The organism is Streptomyces sp. NPDC086023 (assembly GCF_044540325.1).
GTDB lineage: Bacteria > Actinomycetota > Actinomycetes > Streptomycetales > Streptomycetaceae > Streptomyces.
In genome coordinates, this window is the sequence record NZ_JBITRX010000002.1 from 77,265 (window position 1) to 93,429 (window position 16,165).

General features: G+C 71.1%; 12 protein-coding genes and 2 pseudogenes. 10 read left to right on the forward strand and 4 right to left on the reverse strand.

Going from position 1 to position 16,165, the window contains the following annotated elements:
• The first annotated feature begins 329 nt into the window (after window positions 1-329).
• Entirely contained in the window at window positions 330-1,028 is a 699-nt protein-coding gene (locus tag ACIF6F_RS03655) for a tRNA-dependent cyclodipeptide synthase (RefSeq protein ID WP_399940734.1), read from the forward strand.
• Window positions 1,028-2,206 carry a cytochrome P450 gene (locus ACIF6F_RS03660; RefSeq protein WP_399940737.1) on the forward strand — a complete coding sequence of 393 codons (1,179 nt, stop codon included), beginning with the start codon at window positions 1,028-1,030 and terminating at the stop codon, window positions 2,204-2,206. Before ACIF6F_RS03655 ends, ACIF6F_RS03660 begins: the two co-directional genes overlap by 1 nt.
• 79 nt (window positions 2,207-2,285) lie before the next feature.
• On the opposite strand, the pseudogene ACIF6F_RS03665 reads toward ACIF6F_RS03660, so the two are convergent.
• Window positions 2,286-2,693, reverse strand: a pseudogene (locus ACIF6F_RS03665) (YidB family protein); the annotation flags it as partial.
• Between the two features lie 322 nt (window positions 2,694-3,015).
• Window positions 3,016-3,477, reverse strand: a complete 462-nt coding sequence (locus tag ACIF6F_RS03670) for a DIP1984 family protein (protein ID WP_399940739.1) — start codon at window positions 3,475-3,477, stop codon at window positions 3,016-3,018.
• A 172-nt stretch (window positions 3,478-3,649) separates the two neighbouring features.
• Here ACIF6F_RS03670 and ACIF6F_RS03675 point away from each other — a divergent pair, with 172 nt between their 5' ends.
• The 7 genes from ACIF6F_RS03675 to ACIF6F_RS03705 all read left to right on the forward strand — a co-directional run bounded on the left by ACIF6F_RS03675 (window position 3,650) and on the right by ACIF6F_RS03705 (window position 11,472).
• Window positions 3,650-5,176 carry an MFS transporter gene (locus ACIF6F_RS03675; RefSeq protein WP_399940742.1) on the forward strand — a complete coding sequence of 509 codons (1,527 nt, stop codon included), beginning with the start codon at window positions 3,650-3,652 and terminating at the stop codon, window positions 5,174-5,176.
• 113 nt (window positions 5,177-5,289) lie between these two features.
• A complete protein-coding gene (locus ACIF6F_RS03680; RefSeq protein ID WP_399940745.1) occupies window positions 5,290-6,537 on the forward strand; it encodes an NAD(P)/FAD-dependent oxidoreductase in 1,248 nt (415 codons plus the stop codon).
• 321 nt (window positions 6,538-6,858) lie between these two features.
• Window positions 6,859-6,966 (forward strand): keywimysin-related RiPP, encoded by a 108-nt coding sequence (locus ACIF6F_RS03685; protein ID WP_399940748.1) that lies wholly within the window; start codon window positions 6,859-6,861, stop codon window positions 6,964-6,966.
• 111 nt (window positions 6,967-7,077) lie between these two features.
• The gene (locus tag ACIF6F_RS03690; RefSeq protein ID WP_399940751.1) at window positions 7,078-8,952 is read left to right on the forward strand and encodes a lasso peptide isopeptide bond-forming cyclase; all 1,875 of its coding nucleotides are present in this window, start codon (window positions 7,078-7,080) and stop codon (window positions 8,950-8,952) included.
• A gap of 4 nt (window positions 8,953-8,956) precedes the next feature.
• Entirely contained in the window at window positions 8,957-9,214 is a 258-nt protein-coding gene (locus tag ACIF6F_RS03695) for a lasso peptide biosynthesis PqqD family chaperone (protein ID WP_399940754.1), read from the forward strand.
• Window positions 9,215-9,254: 40 nt separating this feature from the next.
• Window positions 9,255-9,671: a lasso peptide biosynthesis B2 protein gene (locus tag ACIF6F_RS03700; protein ID WP_399940756.1), complete on the forward strand. Its 417-nt coding sequence runs from the start codon at window positions 9,255-9,257 to the stop codon at window positions 9,669-9,671.
• 4 nt (window positions 9,672-9,675) lie between these two features.
• Window positions 9,676-11,472, forward strand: coding sequence for an ABC transporter ATP-binding protein (locus ACIF6F_RS03705; RefSeq protein ID WP_399940759.1), 1,797 nt, complete (start codon window positions 9,676-9,678; stop codon window positions 11,470-11,472).
• An 82-nt stretch (window positions 11,473-11,554) separates the two neighbouring features.
• On the opposite strand, the pseudogene ACIF6F_RS03710 reads toward ACIF6F_RS03705, so the two are convergent.
• A pseudogene (locus ACIF6F_RS03710) lies at window positions 11,555-11,740 on the reverse strand (CorA family divalent cation transporter); the annotation flags it as partial.
• 345 nt (window positions 11,741-12,085) lie between these two features.
• On the opposite strand from ACIF6F_RS03710, the gene ACIF6F_RS03715 reads away from it, so the two are divergent.
• On the forward strand, window positions 12,086-13,603 hold the full coding sequence (locus ACIF6F_RS03715) for a serine/threonine-protein kinase (RefSeq protein ID WP_399940760.1): 1,518 nt from the start codon (window positions 12,086-12,088) through the stop codon (window positions 13,601-13,603).
• Between the two features lie 1,430 nt (window positions 13,604-15,033).
• On the opposite strand, the gene ACIF6F_RS03720 is transcribed toward ACIF6F_RS03715, so the two are convergent.
• On the reverse strand, window positions 15,034-16,164 hold the full coding sequence (locus ACIF6F_RS03720) for a hypothetical protein (protein ID WP_399940762.1): 1,131 nt from the start codon (window positions 16,162-16,164) through the stop codon (window positions 15,034-15,036).
• Between the last annotated feature and the right edge of the window lies 1 nt (window position 16,165).

Here is a 16,165-nt window from a genome sequence, read left to right on the forward strand (position 1 = left end):
CTGCGATGCCGCCGGGACGTGCGGGGTTCCGGCGGCGCGTGGGGGCCATGGGACGGTCCAATCATTTTCAGTCATGGCCGGTCCCGCGCCGAGACCCCCCGGCGCGCCGGCCGGCCCCGCCGCCGCATCGCCGAGGCGGCCCCGGTCGGACGACCGGAACTCCCTTGTGCGATGGGCCTGTTTCGGCCACGCAAAGTGAACATCAGGTGTACATTCGGTTACTTGTGTTGTCGCGGCGAAGATCGTCAGTAGGTTCTGTGCGGACGTCGCCGCACCCTGGGCAAGGAGCCCGCACGGGGAATCGCGGCGTCAAGGATGCGGCAACATCCATGACGACAACGACAGTTGCGTTCCAGGTTCAGCCCTACACCCCGCACTGCCAGGTCATCGCCGACGAAGGCGAACACGCGGTGATCGGCATCAGCCCCGGAAACTCCTACTTCTCCCACCAGCGGGTTCAGGACCTCGCGCGCTGGGGACTCGACAACTTCGCGCAAGTCGACCTGATATATACGGACTTGCACGTCGCCGAGATGTACGAGGCGCTCGGCTATCCGGAGGACGAAGCGCGCCGCAAGGCCGTGAAGAACCTCCGCGGCGTCCGCGCCAAGGTCACCGCCGCCGTCGCCGACAACGACCCGAGCGGTGAACGCCTCCGCGGCCGGCCCATGTCGGCGCTGCGCGACATCCCCGAGTACCGGCGGATGCACGCGGAGCTGATCGGCCGCCTCGACAGCGACCCGGCGTTCCGCGAGACCTGCAACGCCCTGGTCGACATCTTCCTGTCCTCGAAGGTCCTCGACGGCAGGGCCCCGACCGCACGGCAGCGCCAGGTCTGCATCGACTACGTGTGCGCCGAGGCCCCGCTCTTCCTCGACACCCCCGCCATCCTCGGCGTGCAGTCCTCCCTGAACTGCTACCACGCCGCGCTCCCCATGGCGGACCTGCTCTACGCGCGCGGCGCCGGTGTGCGGGCCTCCCGCAACCAGGGCCACGCCATCGTCACCCCCGCTGAAGGAGACCACTGATGTCCGCCGCCGAGACGATCCTGGACTTCCCGTTCACCTGGGACGGGACCCAGCTCCCGACGGAGGTCGCCGAGCTCGCGCCGATCACGAAGGTGCGTACCATCGCCGGGGCCGAGGCCTGGCTGGTCTCCTCGTACGAGCTGGTGAAGCAGGTGCTGGAGGACGACAACTTCAGCCTCAAGAACACCTCCGACCCGGGTGTGCCGCGCCAGTACGCGCTGACCATCCCGCCGGAGGTGGTCAACAACATGGGCAACATCACCGGAGCCGGGCTCCGCAAGGCCGTGATGAAGGCCATCAACCCCAAGTCCCCCGGCCTGCAGGAGTGGATGCGCGACCACGCCGCCGAGCTGGTCGAGCGGATGCTCAAGCACGGCGCCCCGGTGGACGTCCGCTCGATGTTCACCGACCCCTTCAGCGAGGCCATGCACAGCTACCTGCTCGGCATCCCGCTGGAGGACACCCCGCTCCTGGCCGAGTCCCTGCCGATCGCGTTCATGAACTCCGCCACCGAGATCCCGGCCGCCCGCCTCAACTGGGACCGGGACATCGCCTACATGAAGGAGCGCCTGAACGACACCGAGGGCGGCCTCATCGGCGACCTCGCCAAGCTGCGCGGCACCGAGGAGTACGCGCACGTCTCGGACGAGATGTTCGCGACCGTCGGCGTCACGCTCTTCGGCGCCGGTGTCATCTCCACCGCCGGGTTCCTCGCTATGGCGCTGGTCACCCTCCTCACCCACCCCGAGGAGCTCGACCAGCTCGCCGCCGACCCGGAGCTCATGCCGAAGGCGGTGGACGAACTCCTGCGGATCAACCTGTCCATCGGCGACGGTCTGCCCCGCCTGGTCATGGAGGACGCCGTCCTCGGCGGCCAGGAAGTGCGCAAGGGCGAGCTGATCCTCGTCCTGCCCGAGGGAGCGAACTTCGACCCGAAGGTCTTCCCGCAGCCGCACAAGCTCGACTTCCACCGCGAGAACTCCTCCGCCCACTTCTCCTTCGGCGGCGGCTCGCACTACTGCCCGGCCACCGCCCTCGGCAAGAAGCACGCGGAGATCGCGCTGACCGCCCTGTTGGAGGCCATGCCGCGGATCCGCCTGGCCGTGCCGGTCGAGCAGCTCGTCTGGCGCACCGGCTTCATGAAGCGCCTCCCGGAGCGCCTGCCCGTGATGTGGTAGTCCCGGCGACCAGGGACCGGTAGACCGGGGGGACTGGTCGAGGGGGGGCGGGCTCCGGCGCGGAGTCCGCCCCCCCCTCTCACATCCGCTGCCGGATCAGGTCCTCCAGCGAGCCCTCCGGCACCGTGCCGTCGGGGGTCAGCCGGTCCACCGCCACCGGCAGCACCTCGGCCAGCCGGTCCGCCGCCTCCTCGGGAGTGACGCCCGCCTGCCCGGCCACGTGGTCCAGGGCCTGGTACGGCAGGGCCTGCGCGACCTCGGGTCCGCTGACCTCCTGGTTGTCGCCCGTGCCCACCCAGGAGTCGGCCTTCGCGCCCAGACCGCCCTCCTTCAGGGTGTCGACGAGCGCGCCCAGCGGGTTGCTGCCCGCGCCGTGCGTACCGGCCCCGCCCAGCGAGGTCAGCAGGGCGCCCAGCAGGTCGCCGCCCTTGCCGGAACCACCGCCGAGCAGTCCGCCCAGCAGACTGCCCAGATCGTTGCCCATGCCGGCCGCCTTTCGTCGAGTACCCGGAGCCCCCTACGTTGGTCGGCGCCCGCGAGCGGGGCACCCCGGCACGCGGCCCGGCGCGCGACGTTCACCCGTACCGGGGTGTGGAGGTTCCCCGAACCCGCCCTCGTCGTCGCGGATCTGCACATGGTGGTGAACCGTGCGCCGTGCGCCGTTACCTGTGCGCAGTGCTGAGCTGCACCGTTACCCGGGGAATCGAACCCCCGCGCTGCTCTCCGCGCACCGCGAGACCGGATTGACCGCCGGCCCTCGGCTTGTGCACGCCTCCGTGACGACTACCTGCTCCACATCCGGGTGCTGGTCAGTCCAGCAGGTCGACCTCCCAGTTGGAGCGCTGGATCAGCACGTCGACCTCGCGGATCTCCTTGGCCACCAGGTCGGCCTGCGCCCGCAGTTCGCTGACCGGGAGTGCGGCGAACATCCGCAGCTCGGAGCGCATCTGACGGCCGGCGGCGGGCCCGGCGGCCGCGTCGGCCGCCGAGGTGAGCACGGAGTGGCGCAGCCGCAGGACGTCGCGGCGCGCGAGCGCGTCGGTGAGGGTGCCGCCGCCGGCGACGACGGCCTGCGCGTTGGTCCGGTTGATGCGCCGGATCAGGGTCTCCAGGCCGTCGAGCGTCTCCCCGGCCTCGGTGAGGAGAGCCGCGGCGTCCTCGACGGGCGTCTCGCCCTCCTGGTAGCGCGCGTTGCCGACCACGCGGGAGCGCAGCTGCTCCACCCGGCGCGCCGCGTCGGCCCGCAGTGCCAGTGCTTCGGCCAGCTTCATGGTCCGTCCGTCCCCCTGTGCGTCGATCAGTGCCGCATTATGCCTGGTCCGCACGGGCAGTCAGGGAGGCCGCGCGGCAGAAATATCTTGACGTCGAGATTCATGGGCGGGCACCCTGGCGCAGGTATCTCGATATCGAGATACCTCTACGGGGAGCACGGAGGAGCCCGGCATGGGACGGAACGGCGCGCGGGGGACGGCACCCGCGGGGTGCGCGGGAGACGGGACGGGCCGGGGGCCGGACGGCGTGCCGGGGGACGGGCCGGAGGCAGGCGGGGCGGCGGCCGATGGGGCGGCGGCCGATGGGGTGGAGGCCGACGGCCCGGGCCGCCAGGGGTCCGTACGCGAAGGAGCCCCCGGCGGCGGCCTGATCGCGCAGCTCCGCCGCCCGCCCGGCGGCCGCGACGCCCGGATCATGCTGTTCGCCCAGCTCCTCGACCGCACCGGAACCGGCGTCTGGGCCGCCTCCATGGTCCTGTTCTTCACCTTCGTCGTCGGCCTCGACGCCGGCCGGCTCGGCCTGCTGCTCGGCGCCGGCGCGGTCGCCGGCATCGTGGGCTCGCCGATCGCGGGCCACCTGGCCGAACACTGCGCCGTACGACCACTCCTGATCGCCTGTCACCTGCTCCGCCTGGTCGCCCTCCTCGCGCTGCTGGTCGTCACCCGCTTCGAGGCGCTGCTGCTGATCGTCGCCCTGACCTTCCTCGGCGACCGCGCGGCGAAGACCCTGGAGATGCTGTTCGCCACCCGGGTGGCGGGCGAGCGGCGCGCCACCTACCAGGCCCTGTCGCGCAGCGCGGCCAACGCGGGCTACGCCGTCGGCGCGGGCATCGCCGCCGCGGGACTCGCCGTGGGCTCCAGGGGCGCGTACGAACTCCTCATCCTGGCCAACGTCCTGTCGTTCCTGCTGGCGGCCGCCCTGACCTGGCGCACGGCGGAACCGCCGGTGATGCACGCGGCGGAGCCGGTGGTGCGCCCGGCCGCACCCCCGGCCGCCGCCGTGCCCGCCGGCCCCTCCGCGGAACCGGCGGCGGCCGGACCCGCGCGCACCGCGGCGGCGGCCGGACCCGCCCCGGCAGCGGCGGCCGCGAACCCCTGGCGGGACCGGGGCTACCTCCGCTTCGTGCTGCTGGACATCCCGCTCTGCCTGGACGACGCGATCCTGTCCGTCGGCCTGCCCCTGTGGCTCGTGCACCACACCGACGCCCCCCACGCCCTGGTCCCGGCCTTCCTCTTCCTCAACACCGTGCTGGTCGTCGTCCTCCAGCTCCCCGTTTCGGCGAGGGTCGAGCGGCCGCGCCAGGCGGCCAGGTCCGTCGCCTGGTACGGGCTGTTCCTGCTCGGCGCCTGCGTCCTCGTCGCCCTCACCCCGGCCCGCGGCCCCTGGGCGGCCTCCGCGACCCTGCTGGCCGCCGCGGTCCTGGTCACCGCCGCTGAGCTGGTGCGCTCGGTGTCGTCCTGGGAGCTGGCCGTGTCCCTCGCCCCGAGCGAGGGGAAGGCCTCGTACCTCGGCGTGGCGGGCATCTCCTCGGCCACCCAGAAGGCCGCCGGCCCCCTCCTCCTCACCGCGGCGGTCATGCCCACGGGCCCGGCGGGCTGGCTCGCCCTCGGCGTCGTCGTCACGGGCCTCTCCCTCCTCCAGCGCCGCACGTCCCTGGCCCGCCTGGCCGCCCTCGCCGGACACCCCCGTACCGACTGACTGGCCATCAACTATGGTCCCGTGCCACCAAATTGGCATACGTTCCGTAAAGTCATGGCCCTGCCCCACGCCTGCCACCCATCGCACGCCCATGACGAAGGGACGATCGGCGCATGACGCTGCCCGAGAGCACGGTGTACGAGTACGACGTCGTGATCAGCGGGGCCGGCCTCGCCGGCAGTGCCGCGGCGATCCTGCTCGCCAGGCGGGGGGCCCGCGTCGCGCTGCTGGAACGCCGGTCGGACCCGGGAGCGTTCAAGGTGCTCTGCACCCACTCCCTCACGGCCAACGCGCACCCGGTGCTGGACGAGCTGGGCCTCGTGCCCGACCTGGAGAAGGCGGGCGCCGTCCGCAACGAGGCACGCTGGTACACCCGTTGGGGATGGATCGAGCCGAAGGCCGCGCCGGGCGGCCCGGAGCTGCCGTACGCGTACAACGTACGGCGCAGCACCCTCGACCCGCTGATCAGGTCCCGGGCCGCCGAGACCCCCGGTGTCGACCTGCTCCTCGGCCACCGGGTGACCGGGGTGGTCCGGAAGGCAGGCCGCACCGTGGGCGTGCGCGCCTCGACCCGGCAGGACGAGCGAGAGCTGCGGGCCCGCCTGGTGGTCGGCGCCGACGGCAAGGACTCGGCCGTGGCCAGGCTCGCGGGGGTGCCCACCCGGCAGCACGAGAACGCGCGGTTCGCGTACCTCGCGCACTACCGCGACCTGCCGCTGCCCGGCGGGATCGGACAGGCCTGGTTCCTCGAACCCGACATGGCGTACGCCTTCCCCAACGACGACGGCGTGACGGTCCTCGCGGTGGTGCCGGACAAGAAGCGGCTGCCGGCCTTCAGGGACGATCTGGAGGGCAGCTTCAACGCCTTCGTTCGCGCCCTGCCCGAGGCCCCGCCGGTCGACTCCGCCCGGCGGGTCTCGAAGTTCATCGGCACCGTCGACTACCCGCTGCACACCCGCAAGCCGACCGCACCGGGCCTCGCGCTCATCGGCGACGCCGCTTTGACCTGCGACCCCCTGTGGGGAGTCGGGTGCGGCTGGGCCCTCCAGTCCGCCCAGTGGCTGGCGGAGGCCGTCGCCCAGGCCGCGACCGGCCGCGGCGACCTGGACCGCTCCCTCGCCGCGTACGCCCGTACCCACCGCCGCCGGCTGCGCGGCCACCAGTCCCTGGCCGCCGACTTCGCCAGGTCCCGTCCGTTCAACCCGGTGGAACGCCTGATGTTCTCGGCGGCGACCCGCGACCCCTCCCTGGCCCGCCACATGCACCTCTTCGCCTCCCGCCTGATCACCCCCCTCGGCTTCCTCAGCCCGGCGGCCGTCCTCAAGTCGGTGACGGCGAACCTCCGGCCCCGCCGGACCTGATGCGTTGCCGCGCTGCCGCGTCCCGGTCGGTGGGGGTGCCGGCCCCGGCCCGCCGGACCGAAAAGATGCTTTAACGGCGTCGCTGTTGCGGGGGTGGCGCATGGGGCCGGACTCCCGCGAATTCGAGGGCGGATACACGGATTCGGTGGCGCGAGGGGTGATCTGCGCGCCGCGGGCGCGCTACAGCCCGGCCCCGGCGCGCCGTTGCGATGATCCGGTCACCCTACGTAGCGTTTCCGGTCGGGATCACCGGTCCTCGGACCGGAGGCCCGCTGCGTGCGCATGCACCCCATCACCCCTGAGGCGAAAAGGAGTTCGACCATGACGTATGGGCGCCCCACCCTCACCAAGGCCGGCAGCTTCCGCAAGCTGACCGGGATCAAGAACACGGGGCCCAAGGACGTCCTCGGCGGCAAGCAGCTCCTCTGATGTGAGGGCCCGGCCGCGCCGCTGAACCGGCGTCTGTGCCACCGGGTGGCGGCACCCGGCCGCCACCCGGCCACCCTGCTTCCCGCACATCGCCGACCGAAGGCCGCAGCCGTGGAAGACTCCCTGTCACTCCAGACCCTGCCCGCCTGGTTCACCGTCCTGCCCGACACCGACGCGGCCGCCCCGGTCGCCGCCAAAGCGCTCAGCCACGCCGACCAGAGCCTGCGGCACCGGTCCGGGCGCCCCTGGCTGGTGGGGCGCTGGGCACCCTCCGGCCTCACGGTGGGCGAGTGCGGAGGTACCCGTATCGCCGTCCTCGGCGAACACTCCGTCACCGCCGAAGCCGCCCGACGCGCCGCCGAAGCGGCCGAGAGCACGTCCCTGTCCGCACTCGACCGTCTCAGCGCCACCTGGTCCGGCAGCCTCCACCTCGTGGCCAGCAGCGGCGGGCGGGTCCGGGTCCAGGGCGGCGTCGTCGGCATGAGGCGGGTCTTCTTCACCGATGCCACCCTCCCGGCGTCCGGCGGCGTCAGCCTCGCCGCCGACCGGGCCGACGTGCTTGCCGAACTGGTCGGCGCCGAACTCGACGAGCGCAGGCTCGCCCTCGAACTGCTCACCTTGGGCGTGCCGCACCCGCTGGCGGGCGCCCCGATGTGGAAGGGCGTGCACGCCCAGCCCGGCGGCCACTACCTGACGCTCGACTCCGACGGACGGGCCGCGGGGACCCGCTGGTGGTCACCGCCCGATCCCCACCTGCCCCTGGCCGAAGGTGCCGTGCGCTTCCGGGAGGCGCTGACCACCGCCGTCGCCGCGCGGACGCGCGGGCGCGAACTGGTGACAGCCGACCTGGGCGGGCTCGACTCCACCGCCGTGTGCTGCGCCGCCGCCCGCGGGGACGCGAAGGTCGCGGCGTACACCGCAGCCATCCACGACGAACTCGGCGACGACGTGTACTGGGCTCGCCGGACCACCCGGGCACTGGGGACGATCGAGCACCACGTCGTTCCGGCGCCCGACCTGGCCATGACGTTCGACGGGATCGACACCCTCGACGACCTTCTGGACACCCCCAGCATCCTCACGGTCGACCGCAACCGCCGCATGCACATCATCGCCCTGGCAGCTGCCCGCGGGTCGAGCCTGCACCTGACCGGCCTGGGGGGCGACGAACTCCTCGCGGGGGCACCCGCCCGCCTGCACGCGCTGATGCGCACCCATCCGCTCACCGCGCTGCGGGACATGCGCGGATACTCCGCGAAGTACCAGTGGTCCCGGCGGCGCGTGCTCCGCCAGCTGTTGGACCGCCGCTCCTACCGCGCCTGGCTGGGCAGGGTCGCACGCGACCTCAACGCGCCCCCGGCCCCGGCGGACGAACCGCTGCTCGACTGGTCGGCGCCGCCCCGCATGCCGGCCTGGGCCACGCCCGCGGCCGTGGAGGCGGCCCGCGAGCTGCTCCGCGCCCACCTCCCCGGGGCAGAGCCCCGCGGCCGCGGCCACGGAGAGCACCGCGAAATGGCCGCCATGGACGGCATCTCCCAATGGACCCGGCACATCGGCCAGATGGCCGCCCCGCTGGGCGTCACGGTGGCGGCCCCCTACTACGACGACCGGGTGATCGAGGCGGCCCTCGCCATCCGGCCCCAGGAGCGGATCACTCCCTGGCGGTACAAGCCGCTGATCGTCGAAGCCATGCGCGGCATCGTCCCCGAGGCCAGCCGCACCCGCGGCACCAAGGCCAACGCCACCTTCGAGGAGGAGGTGGGGCTGCGCCGCCACCGCGCCCGACTGCTGGCGCTGTGCGAGGAGTCGCGCCTCGCCCGGCTGGGCCTCGTCGACGTCGGGGCCCTGCGCGAGTGGTGCCGCCGTGCCCTGTCGGCCGAGACGGAGAGCTACCTCCTGCACCCGACCGTGGCGTGCGAGGTCTGGCTGCGCTCGCGGGAGACGACACCCTCCTGGACGCGCCCCCCTACGGAACGCGAAAGGTGAGCCGATGTGGACGCTCAAGTCCGGAGTGCTGCTGACCGAGACCGAGTACGGCATGGCCCTGCTCGACGAGAAGAGCGCCGAGTACTGGACCCTCAACCCCGCGGCGGCCGTCGTGCTCCGCGAGCTCCTGGACGGGCACGGCGTCGAGCGGGCGGCGGCTGCCCTCGTCGAACGGTACGAGGACGTGGACGCCGAGGTGGCCGCCCGCGACGTCGGGAGCATCGTCGAAGACCTCCGCTCCGCGGGGCTCATCACCCCGTAACCGCACCCGGCGGCCGACCGCCCGGAGAAGGGATGTGCAGATGTCGAGCCCGGAAGCCGTTCCCTACCGCCCCCGGTCCGTCCCCCTGGCCCGCCGCCTCGGAGCACGCCTCGTGATCGGCTGCGCCCACGTGCTGGCCGCCCTGCCGCCCCGGCTGATCCGGGCCGTGCTGGCCCGGCTCCGCCACGGAGCACGGCCCGCCACACGGGCCGAGGCGGCGGCGGCCCGGGAGACGGTGCTCGCCGTGAGCCTGGCCGCGGGCGGGCACAAGGGCTGCCTGCCGCGGTCCCTGGCCACCGTGCTCCTGTGCCGCTGCCGCGGCCAGTGGCCCACCTGGTGCGTGGGAGTGCGCACCCGCCCGCCGTTCGCGGCGCACGCCTGGGTGGAGGCCGAGGGCGAACCCGTCGGCGAGGGCACGCCCCCCGGGTACTTCCAGCGCTTCTTCGCGGTGGAGTGAGCCCGTGCCCACCACGTCACTCGCCCTCATCGGGCACCTCCGACCGCAGCGCGGCCGCATGACGGCAGGTGTCCTGCTCGGCCTGCTCGGCAGCGCGATGGGCCTCGCCCAGCCCCTGGCGGCCAAACAGGTGATGGACGACATGGGCCGAGGCGCCCCGGCGTACGGCCCGGTGATCGTCCTCAGCGTGCTGGTGGCGGCGGGCGGGATCCTCGCCGGCCTCGGGCACTACGTGCTGGACCGGTCCGCGGAGTCCGTCGTCTGCACCGCCCGGCGCCGGCTGATCGACCGCATCCTGGCCCTGCGCGTTCCGGTGGTGGAGCGCACCGAACCGGGGGACCTGATCTCCCGTGTCACCTCCGACACGGCGCTGCTCCGGCAGAGCGCGCCCCAGGCCGTGTCGGCCGCGGTCACCGGTTCCCTGATCACCCTCGCGACGGTGGTCATGATGGGCCTTCTCGACGCCGTGCTGCTCGGCGTCACGCTCGCCGTGATCGCGTTCGTCGGCATCGCCGTCGCCGCCGTCGCCCCGCGGATCGGCCGGGCGACCCGGCACACGCAGGAGGCCGTCGGCCGCATGGGTGCCGCGCTGGAACGAGCCCTGGGCGCCTTCCGCACGATCAAGGCCTCGGGCGCCGAACGACAGGAGGCCCGAGCGCTGCACGCCGCCGCCGAGCACGCCCGGCGCACCGGAGTGCGCGCTGCCGCCTGGGAAGCGGTCTCCGCGACCCTGTCGGCGGTGGTCGTCCAGGTCTGCTTCCTGGTCGTGCTGGGAGTGGGGGGCGCACGCGTCACCTCGGGCGCCATCGGCGTCTCCACCCTGGTCGCGTTCCTGCTCTACCTCTTCGCCCTCGCACCCCGGATCGGCCAACTGGTGGAGGGCGTCGTCCAGTTCCAGATCGGCACGGCCGCCGCCGCCCGGATCCGGGAGGTCGAGAGCCTGGAAGTCGAGGGCCAGGAGGCCGATGGCGCGGAGGCCGGGGGCACGCACCAGGGCAGGGACGGCGGTGCCGGCCGGGCGGGGGCCGATCCGCTGCCCGCCGGCGTGGCCTTCCGCGATGTCTCCTTCGCCTACCGGCCCGGGCTGCCCCGGGTCCACCACCGTGTCTCCTTCAGCATTCCCGGCGGAGGCCTGACCGCGTTCGTCGGGCCGTCCGGCACGGGCAAGACCACGGTCTTCTCCCTCATCGAGCGCTTCTACGACCCCGACGCCGGCCAGGTGCTGCTGGACGGCAGGGACCTGCGGCAGTGGCCGCTGGCCGAACTCCGCGCGGCCATCGGATACGTGGAACAGGACACGCCCGTCCTCGCCGGCACCCTGCGCGACAACCTGACGCTGGGCGCGGCCGACGCCACTGAGGAGGAACTCCGCCACGCCCTGCGCCTCGTCCGCCTCGACACCCTGACGGACCGGCTGCCCCGTGGCCTCGACACCGAGGTCGGCCACCGCGGCAGCAGGCTCTCGGGCGGCGAACGCCAACGCGTCGCGATCGCCCGGGCCTTGCTGCGCGGGCCGAGACTGCTCCTGCTGGACGAGGCCACCTCGCAGCTCGACGCGGCCAACGAAGCCGCGCTGCGCGACACGATCACCGACATCGCGGGCCGCATCACCGTCCTCGTCGTCGCCCACCGCCTGTCCACCGTCACCACCGCCGACCGCATCGTCGTGATGGAGGCCGGCCGCGTACGGGCAGTGGGCACCCACACGGCACTCCTCGAAACGGACGCGCTCTACCGCGAACTGGCCACCACCCAGCTGCTCGACGGCCGCTCCGGCCCCTCCCGGAGGGCCCTCACCTGAGCCGGCAGAAGCTCGCCCGCCACGACGGCCCGGCGAGTCCGCCCGCACCCTCCCGCGCCGCGGACGTGCCGGAACGGCACACCTAGAGCCAGTCGCGCTTCTTGAAGATGACGTAGAGGCTGGTGCAGACGACGGCCATCAGGAGGATGGCGAAGGGGTAGCCGCCGGCCCAGTGGAGTTCCGGCATGGTCTCGAAGTTCATGCCGTAGATCGTGCCGACGAGGGTGGGGGCGAAGAGGATGGCGGCCCACGAGGAGATCTTCTTGAAGTCGTCGCCCTCACACCGCTGACCTGCGAGAATAGGCCGGACAGGCGCTCTGACCTGCGACGACCCGGCTTTCCGGCCCTTTCGCCGTACTGCCGATCGATGCGGCCGATCCTCCCCAGCCGCTCCCCAAGGGGCTTCATTCTCCCCAGACTCTCCCCAGCCCGCACCGTACCGAACTCCACTCCGAGAGTTGTCTCGGACGAATTGCCCGTGGGGCATCGAACTCCACTGACTTCGGTTCGGGGCACTGCCTCTGTGCTGGGGGAGGAGCCAGCAGGCCCGCGACCGGCCGGGCTGCGGGATCCGCTTGCAGCACGCTGTGTCAGTGGCCTACGCCATGATGGGATGAGCGCGAATGCGCGCCCGGACACCGACAAGTGCGAGGCCCGTGTGGAGAAGCTGAAGCTGCAGCGGAGCGAGTGGGAGCTGGGTAGCCAGCTGGGAGAGGGAGGGTTCGGGCGCGTCTTCGAGGCTTGTTCCCTTGAAGGCGAACTTGCGGTGGTGAAGCTGATACCTAAGGAACCTGGGGCGGAGCGTGAGTTGCTGTTCAAGGGAAATGGTGCCCCTAACGTCGTTCCGATCATCGATAGTGGTGAACACGACGACGCCTGGGTGATCGTCATGCCCAGGGCAGAGAGACCACTCGATGCCTACTTGCGGGACTCTGGGGGCGTGCTCTCCGTCGACGAGACGGTGGCTGTGCTGCGGGACATCGCCATCGCACTCGAAGGGTTGGACGGTGGCGTCGTGCATCGGGACCTGAAGCCGGCGAACATCCTGTTCCTAGACGGGCACTGGTGTTTGGCTGACTTTGGCCTGGCCCGCTACGCAGATGCCGCAACGGCGACCCACACTTGGAAAGGCGCTGGCACTCGCCCCTACATGGCCCCGGAAGTGTGGAGGAACGAGCGGGCCACTACGGCGACCGACATCTACTCAGTTGGCGTCATTGCCCATCAGCTACTCACTGGCGATCTACCGTTCCGAGGGCCGAAAGTCTCCGATTACCACGACCAACATCTTCATACGCTGCCTCCTGCCCTGACCGGGGTGCCAACCCGCCTGGCGGCGCTCGTGGAGGAGTGTCTACTCAAGCCGCCCCAGGCCCGGCCGACACCGGCCAACATGCTGGCGAAGCTGGACAGAATGGTCCAGCAACCCCTTGCAGGCGGGCTGGCGGTGCTGGCGGCGGCGGATCGCGGTGAAGTCGTGCGGAAGGCCGAGGAGCACCGGCGCAGGTCTGAGTATCGGACTGAACAGGAACGCCGGGAAGACCTGGTTCGTGCCGCAGAGAGCCTGCTTTCCCGGTTCTCGGACGCGTGTCTCACGGCCTTCGCTGAAGCCGCTCCGACAGGCAGACTCGACCGCGGTAAGGACGGTGGATGGACGTTTGAGCTTGGTCAGGCTGGCCTGGCCTTCTCTTATGCCCGCACCGCTGCCCCCGAAGTCTGGAGCAATGGTACGAGGCCGCCCTTCGACATCATCGCGTATGCCGCGATGTCGCTGCGCTTGAAGGAGGCCAGTGCCTATCAGGGCCGCAGCCACTCCCTGTGGTACTGCGATGCCCAAGTGCAAGGGGAGTACCGCTGGTTCGAAACCGCGTTCATGACCACTCCGCTCATGGCCCAGGGGTCCGCCATCGAGCCGTTCGCACTCCTCCCCGACTCGGCGGCCAGGGGTGCCGTGGGGCCGGGTATTGACGTTCGGCAGGTTGCCTGGCCCTTCATGCCTCTGGAAGTTGCCGAGCCGGAGGAATTCATCGACCGGTGGGCCAGTTGGCTCGCCGCAGGGTCCCAGGGGCGCCTGGGCCGACCTAGCCAGATGCCCGAGCGCCCCATACAAGGGACCTGGCGACGATCCTGATAGTTGAGGGCCCACCTAGTGTGGATCGACGGGACCTGAGAAGGGTCACGACTCATGGGTAGGCCAGTCTTCATTATGGGTGGCGCGCCTGCGGAGTTCCTTGGCCTCCAGAACTCCGCTGTCGCGGCGGAGGCGTACGCCCGTTTCCTGGAGGGCCGCCTCGACCTGCACGGAGCGGATGCCGTCCACGCGGTGACTGACTGGGGGAGTAGTGTCGCTGTCACGGGGGAACTGCGCATACAGGCCGCGACGGGCTCCGCTCGGGGGCCTTTGGGAACCGGTTCTGACGACTGTTGACCGTCCTCAAGGGCATGGTTTTGGGCACGCCCTCGCGGTGGTGGTGAGGAAGAGGTGCGAGCCGCCTGGACTGCCTGCGGTCGGGGCCAGGCTGGTAGGTCGCCCTTACGTATGATTGCACCCGCTAGCGGATAGCTGGAGGGCGTCGGGGATGACATCCGTGCCGGCCGTATCTCAGGCCGAAGGCTGGGCCTTCCAAGAACGGGCCAGAGACTCGTCCCACGCAGACTCGGCGTCGTAGTCGAAGGACGCTGCCCTGCAGCCCCGATTGCGGGCAGGGTTGCAATGGACCCAGTTGTCTTCGCCAGGGCCCAGCTCGATGGGCTTCCGGCAGTTGCGACACTTTGACCGCTCGGTGGCTGAGCTGATGCTCTCGGCGAACTCGTCGATGCGCTCGAGTAGCTCCCGCGCAGTCATCTCGGGGTCCTCTGTGGCAAAGAGGGCGACCAAGCGGCGGGCGTTCTGGATCGTGGACGCGTTCAAGGTGGTGCCCCCTCTTTGGTCGGAACTCTGGCGAACCCATCCGATCCTGCCCGACACGGGCTGAGTGTGTCCTGGCTACGAGAGATCCCTTCGGGTCAGGGGTGGACGAGACCCACCCCTGACCCAAGAGGCAGACAGGAGCACGCGTGCGCGAGGACATGGCGCCAGGGTCGAGCGTCCCTATTGCGTCGCGTCACAGCTCTCGCAGCGGCTCACAGCCACCCGCTCGGGGTTGCCCTGGGTGGCGTGGATCGGGTTTGAGGGCGAGAGGCGGCGCCATGCCCCGGGGGACGGGGCGGTGATCCAGCCATAGCGGGGTGGCTGGATGTCGGCCGGAACGATGTGCGTGCAGCCGGGCAGGTGGGCTTTGCCGCTGGCGTGGATGATGATCGCAGCCGCTGGCCAGCCGTCCCATTCGCTGGTGGGTGCGCTACTGCGCGGTGCGCGGGGAGCGCAGTCTGCGCAGTTGTGCATTTCGTGGCGTTCGCAGTACTGCATCGCTCTCTCCCCGTCAGGTCCGACAAGCAGCCTACTTGTCCCGACCGTGGCACCAGGTCGCTTCCTGGGGCTGCCCGCCGATACGACGGGCTGCCAGGGAGGGGACTGATAGGGCAGGCCTCGTGCAAGCGTTCGGCATTAGGTGCGAGCGGCTACTGCCCCAGGGACGGATCCGGCCCGAAGTCGGCGACCTGCATGGTGGCGGATCCTCCGGGCGGGCAGTTGAGCACCCCACGGACACGTACGGGGATGCCGGAGTCATGGCACCGCACTGCCTCGTGGTAGCCGGCGTCAGGGAGGTCCATCCAAACCGTGCGGCTGCGTCGCTGGATAAGGGCTTGGACGCCCACCTTGCCCGTCTCGTCGTCCGGATGCCGGTTCAGGTGGGTCACCAAGCCGAAGATCACGTTCTCGCGACTGTAGACACTCGTCTTGAGCTGATCGGACACCCGTTCCACGATCGCCATGGCATCGTGGTTGAACTCGACTTCACGTGGCGTGCCGGGCGGAGCCGCCGCCACGCGGGACCAGTGGAAGGTAACGTCCAGCCTGTCGACCGCTTCGCTGTTCACGACCTTCGAGAGAGCTTGGCACAGCTCGTACGAGACGCCTTCTCCGATGGAATCCGTGATTTCGCTGGGGGTGGGTACCCGCTCGGCACCAGCCATTTCCTCCAGCACCCCCAGGGCGCGTGACATGGTCGCGGTGACTCGTCGGTCGAAGAGCGTCTCCTCGACCTCGATGTCGATCTGTTGCTGTCCCCGCTCGTACACGTCCAGCGGCGACCGCGCTTGGCTGATGATGGGCACGATGTACGAGCCCTTGCGAGTCTGCCCGAGGCGGACGTCGCGGGCCTGTTCCCGGGCGCGGGTGGGAAAGTTTCGAAAGTGTCCCTGACGGCGGATGGTGGCCGCGGCCGATGCCACGCGGAGGCGCTTGGCGGACTGGAACAACTCGAAACCGGCGTCAAGGGGAATGGATCCGTCGCGGATGGTGGGGTGGGAGGCCCTGAGGTCCGTGACGTCGTGAAAGATGGACGCGATGGCGTCCTGCACGGTCCGCATGTCTTCGGCGCTGACACGCGCCAGGTCTTCGACGAGCATGCGTGCGCGCTTCCCGAAGTCTGGTGCCCCCGGCTTCATGGGAACGAGTACGACTTCCTCGGCGGGCCCCGGCAGGCGCCAGAGCTCGGCCACGTCACTGCCGGACACAGTGGACCAGCCGGTGACCTTGAGATAGCTGCGGATCTCGTCGGGTCCGAAGGGAAGCGTGTCGGTAGCCATG

Bases quoted from the DNA above. Each gene is read 5' to 3' on its own strand.
- ACIF6F_RS03655 (WP_399940734.1), top strand. From the start codon at position 330: ATGACGACAACGACAGTTGCGTTCCAGGTTCAGCCCTACACCCCGCAC.
- ACIF6F_RS03660 (WP_399940737.1), top strand. From the start codon at position 1,028: ATGTCCGCCGCCGAGACGATCCTGGACTTCCCGTTCACCTGGGACGGG.
- ACIF6F_RS03670 (WP_399940739.1), bottom strand. From the start codon at position 3,477: ATGAAGCTGGCCGAAGCACTGGCACTGCGGGCCGACGCGGCGCGCCGG.
- ACIF6F_RS03675 (WP_399940742.1), top strand. From the start codon at position 3,650: ATGGGACGGAACGGCGCGCGGGGGACGGCACCCGCGGGGTGCGCGGGA.
- ACIF6F_RS03680 (WP_399940745.1), top strand. From the start codon at position 5,290: ATGACGCTGCCCGAGAGCACGGTGTACGAGTACGACGTCGTGATCAGC.
- ACIF6F_RS03685 (WP_399940748.1), top strand. From the start codon at position 6,859: ATGACGTATGGGCGCCCCACCCTCACCAAGGCCGGCAGCTTCCGCAAG.
- ACIF6F_RS03695 (WP_399940754.1), top strand. From the start codon at position 8,957: ATGTGGACGCTCAAGTCCGGAGTGCTGCTGACCGAGACCGAGTACGGC.
- ACIF6F_RS03700 (WP_399940756.1), top strand. From the start codon at position 9,255: ATGTCGAGCCCGGAAGCCGTTCCCTACCGCCCCCGGTCCGTCCCCCTG.
- ACIF6F_RS03715 (WP_399940760.1), top strand. From the start codon at position 12,086: ATGAGCGCGAATGCGCGCCCGGACACCGACAAGTGCGAGGCCCGTGTG.
- ACIF6F_RS03720 (WP_399940762.1), bottom strand. From the start codon at position 16,164: ATGGCTACCGACACGCTTCCCTTCGGACCCGACGAGATCCGCAGCTAT.